The sequence below is a fragment of the Rhodoferax sp. genome (genome assembly GCF_023701345.1).
GTDB lineage: Bacteria > Pseudomonadota > Gammaproteobacteria > Burkholderiales > Burkholderiaceae_C > Rhodoferax.
Genome location: NZ_JAMPXE010000146.1, coordinates 1 through 7,447, shown reverse-complemented (window position 1 = coordinate 7,447; position 7,447 = coordinate 1). Strand labels below are relative to the sequence as shown.

Below are 7,447 nucleotides of genomic sequence, written 5' to 3'. Positions count from 1 at the left end.
GTTTGTTAGTTGGGACACAAAGAACCACCTGGTATCTCAGTGAATATCAACTCTCACTAAAACGACAAACTTTCATTTGCGCGTTGCCAGTTCACCGCTGTAAAGTTTTCAGGCCAGTTCTTTACATTGGCTTCACACTTTTTCATGTAGTCGCGATGATATAGCCCCTTGACTGGAACGGGAAATGGAATTCGTTTATTTGGAGAATAAATTTGATTCAAATCAAAACATCATGACTGCATCGGCCTGCCGTAGGCCATGCCGCTATCCCACAACCTGGCCATGTCAGCCAGCATATTTGGCGGGATACGGTCGTCTTGCCGCGCCTGGGCCAAGGTGTCTGACATGGCATCAGCAATGCGCACGAGCACGCTTTGCGGAGCAGCCACACGACACACGTCCCGACCAAATCTCAGCAGTTCTTCGGTCAGCGGGTAAGTCCGGGTCTGGCCCTTGCCAGCGAACAATTTAAGCGCCAAGGTCTGGTCTTCCAGGTCCGCCCCGCCCTGAAGCCGCGCGTATCGGTAGATTCTGGTGGTGACCACGTCAAACATGGGGGCCAGGCGCACATCGTTCGCGTCGCCATACAGCACGCCAAAATTCTTCAGGTGGCCGTCCCCGTTGGAGACCATGACCGTGAATGCGACCTGCTCAAAAAATCGCTGCAAATCAGCTTCTGGCAAGCGCAGCATCTTCAAGGCCTCGGCAATCCGCTCGTAGCTTCCGTGATACTTGCGATCTGACAGCGTGTCACGCACCCGCAAGCCCATGATGGAGGCCACGTCTTCAAATCCAATCCGTTCACCGTCGGCATCAATGTCAAACCGGTCGACCAGCAACATCTGGCCATCGTCAGACAGATCAAAACCGGGCGTCTGAATACCTGCAGCACTTGCGGCCTTCAAACAAAGAAATTCATTGGCAGCCAGGCCTGGATAGGCTACCGAGGCCGCTTTCACAATCACCGTAGGAATAGGGATGGTTGCCCGCACCGGCACCATGATCTTGGGCTGCATGCCGGCCACACCAGCCCCCGTGCTGAGATAGGCACGGACCAACTCATCAAAAACTTCAGGCGTGAACGCTGTGGACAGCAACTGCGCCCTGGTGATGGCAGGAGCGTGAGGAGCAGGCGCAACACCCGGAATTGAAAACCCGAGGCGACCGATGCCATTGGCACCCGCGAGCGCCAGCAGGTGCATGGCTGTCAGCGGCTGCTTGGGGAACATTTGCCTGAGCCGCATGAACAAATCGCCTTCGGGCAGGTTTTGATCCATCACCGGGAACAGCGCGCTGTCTTCGTAGGTCAGCTTTAACGGCGGCATCAGGAGGCCCACAGCGGGTTGAGATAGGCTGGCATCCAGGTAGCGAAACTCAAATCTGCTTTGATGCAACAACTGCCCCCCTCCTGCGCTGCCAATCGCTACGTTGAGCAGCCTGATTTTTTCAGGCAGCAGCATCTTCATCCTCGTCCAGGTCAGCAAAACGTTCGGTCATCTCTTGCAAAGTGGGCAGACCTGCGCGCTCAATGCGCAGCACCAGGCCCATCGCTGCCAGGATGGCCATCAGCGACGACACCGTCACGTCGTCGCCACGCTCCAGACGGTGCAACACATCACGACTGCGCCCGCAGTGCTTGGCAATATCAGTGGTCTTGAGTCCCAGCTCTTTTCGAGCATTCTTGACGGCTTTGCCAAGGTCTTGGGGTAAACGAATAATGTCCTTCATAGAAGACATTATTGCTATTTAATCGAAATTTGTCGAACTTTCAAGACAAATTTGAAATAATAAAGAATCGGTCTGTTTCCACTATTTCCGCAAAGTTTCGTGAAAAATTTCGCGGACCAGCGCATCCGCCAGCCGCTGGGCAGCACCCTGATGGGATTGTGCAAAGCGTTGGGCTGCCTGACGGGCAATTTCCAGCCGATTGTGGTCAAGGCACAACGCACAGGCTGCAGTCTGGGCCTGTTTCAAGTTCACGACCCGCAGCGCCGCACCGGCCGCCAGCGCCTGCTCGGCTGCCTCGGCAAAATTAAAAGTGTGCGGCCCCATCACTACCGGGCAGCCACAGGCGGCGGCTTCGATCAGGTTCTGCCCCCCCAGCGGCTCAAAGCTGCCGCCCAGCAAGGTCACGTCGGCCATGCCGTAGTACAGCGCCATTTCGCCCAGCGAGTCGCCGAGCCAGATCGCTGGTTTTTCGGCTGCCACGGCACCCGGCCCAGCAGGCCCCCAACTGCTGCGCCGCTGTACGGTAAACCCATGTGATTCGATCAAGGCTGCCACCGCATCAAAGCGCTGCGGGTGGCGCGGCACGATGAGCCACTGCACGTTGGCTGCATCGCGGGGAGCATGCCCCAATATCTCCAGCAGCGCCAGCTCCTCGCCCTCGCGCGAGCTGGCGAACATCACCACGGGCCGAGCCATTTGCGCGCGCCACTGCTGCCCCAGCGCCAATTGATCGGCGTTGGGCGCGGCATCAAACTTGAGGTTGCCCATCACGCCCTGCACTTTTGCACCCAAAGATTGCAGTCGCTGCGCATCCAGCGGGGTTTGCGCCCAGACGGCCGTCAGTGCGGCAAACGCCGGGCGTGCCAGCCAAGCCAGGCGCTGCGCCTGGCGCAGCGATTTGTCGCTCAGGCGCGCATTGGCCAGCACCAGTGGCACACGTCCACGCTGGCAAGCAGCAACAAGATTCGGCCACACCTCGGTTTCCATCAGGATGCCAAGGTCGGGTTTGAAGTGCTTCAAAAAACGCTGCACCGCACCCGGCGTGTCCCACGGCTGCCAGGCTTGCAGGTCGCCGGCTTGCAGAAGTTTCAGGCCTTCGGCGCGGCCGGTCGCGGTGCCGTGGGTGAGCAACAGGCGCATCTGTGGCAACTGCTGGCGCAGCGCCGTAACCAGCACCGCAACGGCACGCGTCTCGCCCAGAGACACAGCATGAAGCCAGACCGTGGGGCCATCATGCGCGGACACCGGCTGGACATAGCGGCCAAAGCGCTCTTCAATGCATTGCCCGTAGCCCGGTTCCATCACACTACGGCGCAGCAATTTGCGTTTGAGCAGCGGTTGCGCCAGCCACATCAAGCAGGAATAAAACCAGCGTGTCATGCGTGGACCGAGTTGGACAACACAATCTGCCAGGCCTGCCAGACCGCATCGACCGAGGGCGTGGGCTGGGCAAACACGCTGCACTGGCGTGGGGAAACCTTAGATTCGTCGACTGGGCCGGTGCGCCAGGCGGTGTCAAAGTTGTAAATCTGCACATGGGGCAAGTCCAGTGCCACCGCAATGTGGCTCAGGCCGCTGTCCACGCCGATCACGCCGCTGCAAGTGGCCAGCGCGTCGGTGAACGCGTCCAGCGGCAGGACCGGCCATACCCGCGCATGCGCCAGGCCCTGGGCGATGTCGTGGGCAGTTTGCAGCTCGGCCGGGCTGCCATGTGGCAAGACCACGCCAAACCCGGCGCCATCAAGGCGCTGCGCCAGCGCGCGCCAGTGCGCCAGCGGCCACTGCTTGTCGGCGCGCGATGTGCCATGCACCAGCGCCACCACGCCATGCAGACCCGACTCAGGAGCCTGTGCCTGGACGGCTGTTTGGTCTTGCTGCGCCAGCAAACCAAAAACCAGTTCATCAGGCACGCGATAGTGCAAGGCCCGGGCACATAAGTCGCGCGAACGGGTCACAGCATGGCAGTGTGCTGGCAGAGTGATGGCCCGATGCGCCACCCAGCGCGCCGGGGCCTCAAAGCTGGAACCTTCGGTTTGATTGGCCAGGCCATAACGCTGGCCGCCCGGGCTTAAACGGGCCAGCCAGGAGACCAAGGCAGATTTTGTGAGGCCCTGCAAATCAATCACCGCGTCGTATGGTTCCTGCTGCAAAGCCAGCTTGAACACGCTCCAGGCGCGACGCGTGTCTGTGCTGAAAGGCGTCTTGCGCCAGCGCCGCAAATCGCTGGCAATGATGCGGTGGACACCCTGGCAGCGTTGCACCAGCGGCGCAAAGCCGCGTTCCACCACCCAGTCGATTTTTGCCTCTGGCAGCGCGCGCAAAATGTCCTGCACGGCCGGCATGGCGTGCACCACGTCGCCAAGCGATGACAGCTTGACGATCAGTATCTTCAATGCACCGCCTCATCGGTGACGGCACCGGGCAGCACCTGATGCAACAGCGCCATCATGTCGGACTGGATGCGCGTCAAGGCCTCGGGCGTGTGGCCCTCAAAACGCAGCACCAGCACCGGTGTGGTGTTGGACGCGCGAATCAAACCGAAACCATCGGGCCAATCGACGCGCAGGCCGTCGATGGTGTTGAGCGTGGCCGGTGCGGCAAAGTCGACCCGTGACACCAGTTGCGTCACCAGAGTTTGCGCCTGGCCCTCGGCGCATTTCACGTTGAGTTCGGGGGTTGAAAAACTGCTGGGCAAGGCATTCAAGATGGCGTTGGCATCTGGCGACTGGCTCAATATTTCCAGCAGACGGCTGCCGGCGTAAGTGCCGTCGTCAAAGCCGTACCAACGCTCCTTGAAGAAGATGTGGCCGCTCATCTCGCCCCCCAGCGGCGAATCGACTTCTTTCATTTTTGCCTTGATCAGCGAATGCCCGGTCTTGAACATCATCGGCACGCCGCCAGCCACCGCAATGGCAGGCGCCAGACGTTGCGAACATTTCACGTCAAACACAATGGTGCCACCCGGCGCGCGCTGCAGGACATCACGGGCGAACAACATCATCTGGCGATCGGGGTAAATGGTGTTGCCCTCTTTGGTGACGATGCCAAGCCGGTCGCCGTCGCCGTCAAAAGCCAGGCCCAGTTCGGCATCACCACTCTTGAGCGCTGCCATCACATCACGCAAGTTCTCGGGCTTACTCGGGTCGGGATGGTGGTTGGGGAAATTGCCGTCCACCTCGCTGAACAGCTCGGTCACCTCGCAGCCAATGGCGCGCAAGATGCCCGGGGCCGACGCACCCGCAATGCCGTTGCCGCAGTCCACCACGATCTTCATGGGGCGAGCCAGCTTGATGTCGCCCACAATGCGCGCCTGGTAAGCGGCCAGCACATCGACCTTGCTAACCTGGCCACCGGCGCGCAGCTCCCAGGTTTGCGCTTCCATCATGCGGCGCAAAGCTTGGATCTCGTCGCCATAAATGGCGCGCCCCGCCAGCACCATCTTGAAGCCGTTGTAGTCCTTGGGGTTGTGGCTGCCGGTAACCTGAATGCCGCTGGCGCACAGGGTATTGGCGGCAAAGTAAAGCATGGGGGTGGTCGCCAGGCCGATATCGATCACTTCGACACCCGCTGCCGCCAGGCCGCGCATCAGGGCGGCGCTTAAGCTCGGGCCACTCAGGCGACCGTCACGCCCGACGGCAACCGCCGTTTGTCCTTCACGCAGCGCTGTCGTGCCGAAGGCTCGGCCAAGGGCTTCGGCCACTGACGCGTCGATGGTGTCGGGCACGACACCGCGGATGTCGTAGGCCTTGAAAATGGAAGCGGTCAATTGCATGGCTTTTCCCTGTTGGTGTTATTGGGTTAATCGTGCCTTGAATTGTAGGCGGCACACTGTGCGCAGCGGGACCATGATGCGTGCCTGAAAGTCGTGCCGGGCTTATCATGCGAGGCTCTGAACCAGTTTTAAATACCATGAAAACATCTGTTAACACTGTGACCACCACGTTTGACAGCCCGCTGGGACTTGTGCGCCTGGCAGCCAACCCGCAAGGCTTGTGTGGCGTCTGGTTCGATGGGCATGACGACAGCCCGGATGCCAGCCACTGGGCGCCCGACCCAAACCATGCCCTGCTACAGCAAGCAACTCGCCAACTCGGCGATTATTTTGCCGGACAGCGCCGCCAGTTTGAGCTGCCCCTGGACCTCAGCACTGGCACGCCTTTTCAACAATCGGTATGGCGGGCGCTGCTTGACATCCCGTTTGGACAAACCTGTAGTTATGGCACCGTCAGTGCCGCGATCGGCAAACCTTCGGCGGTGCGCGCGGTGGGTGGTGCCATCGGGCGCAACCCCTTGAGCATCATGGTGCCTTGCCACCGGGTGATCGGGGCCAATGGGGCGCTCACCGGTTATTCGGGTGGCATGCAACGGAAAGTGGCACTGCTACAGCTTGAAAGAGCGCTTTGAATTCATCCCACCCTACAAAATCCTGGCTCCCTGAATTTGTGCTGCTGGGGGCACTTTGGGGCGCTTCTTTTTTGTTCATGCGTCTGGGCGCGGCCGAATTTGGCGCCCTTCCCACTGCCGGCATGCGTGTCGCCATTGCCGCGCTGTTCCTGTTGCCCTTGCTGCTGCTGCGTGGCCAGTGGCGGGCCTTGTCAAAGCACTGGAAAAAAATCTTTGTGCTCGGCATGCTCAATTCGGGCATCCCCTTTGCACTTTATGCCTATGCCTTGCTGTCGATCACTACCGGCTTGTCTTCGCTGCTGAATGCGACCGTGCCGCTATTTGGCGCCCTGATCGCCTGGCTCTGGCTCAAAGACCGGCCGCACGGCATGAAGATACTGGGCTTGCTGATTGGCTTTGTCGGTGTCGCCATGCTGGCTTGGGGCAAGGCCAGTTTCAAGCCCAATGCCTCTGGCCTGGTGACAGGCTGGGCGGTGCTGGCCTGCCTGGGCGCCTGCCTGTGTTACGGCATATCGGCCAGTTTTACCAAGCGTTATTTAAGCGGCGTGCCGTCGCTGGTAATTGCCACCGGCAGCCAGATCGGTGCCGCGTTAGGCCTGGCGTTGCCCACCCTGTGGCTGTGGCCGAGCCAAACGCCCAGCACTACTGCCTGGCTGGCACTGCTGGCGGTGGGCGTGTTGTGCACCGGAGTGGCCTATGTGCTGTATTTCCGCCTGATTGACAAGGTGGGGGCTGCAGGCTCGCTGACCGTCACTTTTTTGATTCCGGTCTTTGCCGTGTTCTACGGCATGGTGTTTTTGGGAGAATCGGTCACGGCTTGGATGCTGTTCTGTGGTGCCGTCATTTTGCTGGGCACGGCCTTGTCGATGGGGTTGCTGAAACGCTTTGTTCAACACGCTTCACCGGTTTGACTGTTTCTTGACTGCAAAGCAAAAAGCCTTGCAATTCAATGAATTGCAAGGCTTTTAAACTGGCGGAGCGGACGGGACTCGAACCCGCGACCCCCGGCGTGACAGGCCGGTATTCTAACCAACTGAACTACCACTCCTGGTAGCTAACGTTTACTCTTGCGAGCCAAGTCATCTGTCCTTGCGGACAAACCGTTACCGACTTGCGCCGATTTATCTAGCGATAAACTGGCGACCCCACGGGGATTCGAACCCCGGTACCTACCGTGAAAGGGTAGTGTCCTAGGCCTCTAGACGATGGGGTCATAACCTTTGGACTTCCGTCATTCTTGAAAACTTTGGTGGAGGTAAGCGGGATCGAACCGCTGACCTCTTGCATGCCATGCAAGCGCTCTCCCAGCTGAGCT

The 7,447-nt window shown here is 59.7% G+C and carries 7 protein-coding genes and 2 tRNA genes; 2 read left to right on the top strand and 7 right to left on the bottom strand.

Going from position 1 to position 7,447, the window contains the following annotated elements; genetic code table 11:
• Nucleotides 1-230: 230 nt before the first annotated feature.
• From NDI87_RS15320 to NDI87_RS15300, 5 genes are all read right to left on the bottom strand, one after another.
• Complete coding sequence (locus tag NDI87_RS15320; protein ID WP_296276312.1) at nucleotides 231-1,466, bottom strand: type II toxin-antitoxin system HipA family toxin; 1,236 nt, start codon at nucleotides 1,464-1,466, stop codon at nucleotides 231-233.
• The gene (locus NDI87_RS15315) at nucleotides 1,447-1,728 is read right to left on the bottom strand and encodes a helix-turn-helix transcriptional regulator (RefSeq protein ID WP_296276311.1); all 282 of its coding nucleotides are present in this window, start codon (nucleotides 1,726-1,728) and stop codon (nucleotides 1,447-1,449) included. The genes NDI87_RS15320 and NDI87_RS15315 overlap by 20 nt, the downstream gene beginning before the upstream one ends.
• A gap of 81 nt (nucleotides 1,729-1,809) precedes the next feature.
• Nucleotides 1,810-3,108 (bottom strand): 3-deoxy-D-manno-octulosonic acid transferase, encoded by a 1,299-nt coding sequence (locus tag NDI87_RS15310; protein ID WP_296276310.1) that lies wholly within the window; start codon nucleotides 3,106-3,108, stop codon nucleotides 1,810-1,812.
• On the bottom strand, nucleotides 3,105-4,121 hold the full coding sequence (waaC, locus tag NDI87_RS15305) for a lipopolysaccharide heptosyltransferase I (RefSeq protein WP_296276309.1): 1,017 nt from the start codon (nucleotides 4,119-4,121) through the stop codon (nucleotides 3,105-3,107). Before waaC ends, NDI87_RS15310 begins: the two co-directional genes overlap by 4 nt.
• Nucleotides 4,118-5,500 (bottom strand): phosphomannomutase/phosphoglucomutase, encoded by a 1,383-nt coding sequence (locus NDI87_RS15300; RefSeq protein WP_296276308.1) that lies wholly within the window; start codon nucleotides 5,498-5,500, stop codon nucleotides 4,118-4,120. The genes waaC and NDI87_RS15300 overlap by 4 nt, the downstream gene beginning before the upstream one ends.
• A 137-nt stretch (nucleotides 5,501-5,637) precedes the next feature.
• Between NDI87_RS15300 and NDI87_RS15295 the strand changes: the two genes are divergently transcribed.
• A complete protein-coding gene (locus NDI87_RS15295; protein ID WP_296276306.1) occupies nucleotides 5,638-6,132 on the top strand; it encodes a methylated-DNA--[protein]-cysteine S-methyltransferase in 495 nt (164 codons plus the stop codon).
• Nucleotides 6,129-7,043 carry a DMT family transporter gene (locus NDI87_RS15290; protein WP_296276305.1) on the top strand — a complete coding sequence of 305 codons (915 nt, stop codon included), beginning with the start codon at nucleotides 6,129-6,131 and terminating at the stop codon, nucleotides 7,041-7,043. The genes NDI87_RS15295 and NDI87_RS15290 overlap by 4 nt, the downstream gene beginning before the upstream one ends.
• Before the next feature lie 60 nt (nucleotides 7,044-7,103).
• Here NDI87_RS15290 and NDI87_RS15285 read toward each other — a convergent pair.
• Nucleotides 7,104-7,180 (bottom strand) — tRNA-Asp (locus NDI87_RS15285).
• Between the two features lie 89 nt (nucleotides 7,181-7,269).
• Nucleotides 7,270-7,345 (bottom strand) — tRNA-Glu (locus NDI87_RS15280).
• Nucleotides 7,346-7,447: the final 102 nt, after the last annotated feature.

What these genes read in the sequence shown, in the direction of transcription:
- NDI87_RS15320 (WP_296276312.1), bottom strand. Translation starts at nt 1,466, where the DNA reads ATGAAGATGCTGCTGCCTGAAAAAATCAGGCTGCTCAACGTAGCGATT.
- NDI87_RS15300 (WP_296276308.1), bottom strand. Translation starts at nt 5,500, where the DNA reads ATGCAATTGACCGCTTCCATTTTCAAGGCCTACGACATCCGCGGTGTC.
- NDI87_RS15315 (WP_296276311.1), bottom strand. Translation starts at nt 1,728, where the DNA reads ATGAAGGACATTATTCGTTTACCCCAAGACCTTGGCAAAGCCGTCAAG.
- NDI87_RS15295 (WP_296276306.1), top strand. Translation starts at nt 5,638, where the DNA reads ATGAAAACATCTGTTAACACTGTGACCACCACGTTTGACAGCCCGCTG.
- NDI87_RS15310 (WP_296276310.1), bottom strand. Translation starts at nt 3,108, where the DNA reads ATGACACGCTGGTTTTATTCCTGCTTGATGTGGCTGGCGCAACCGCTG.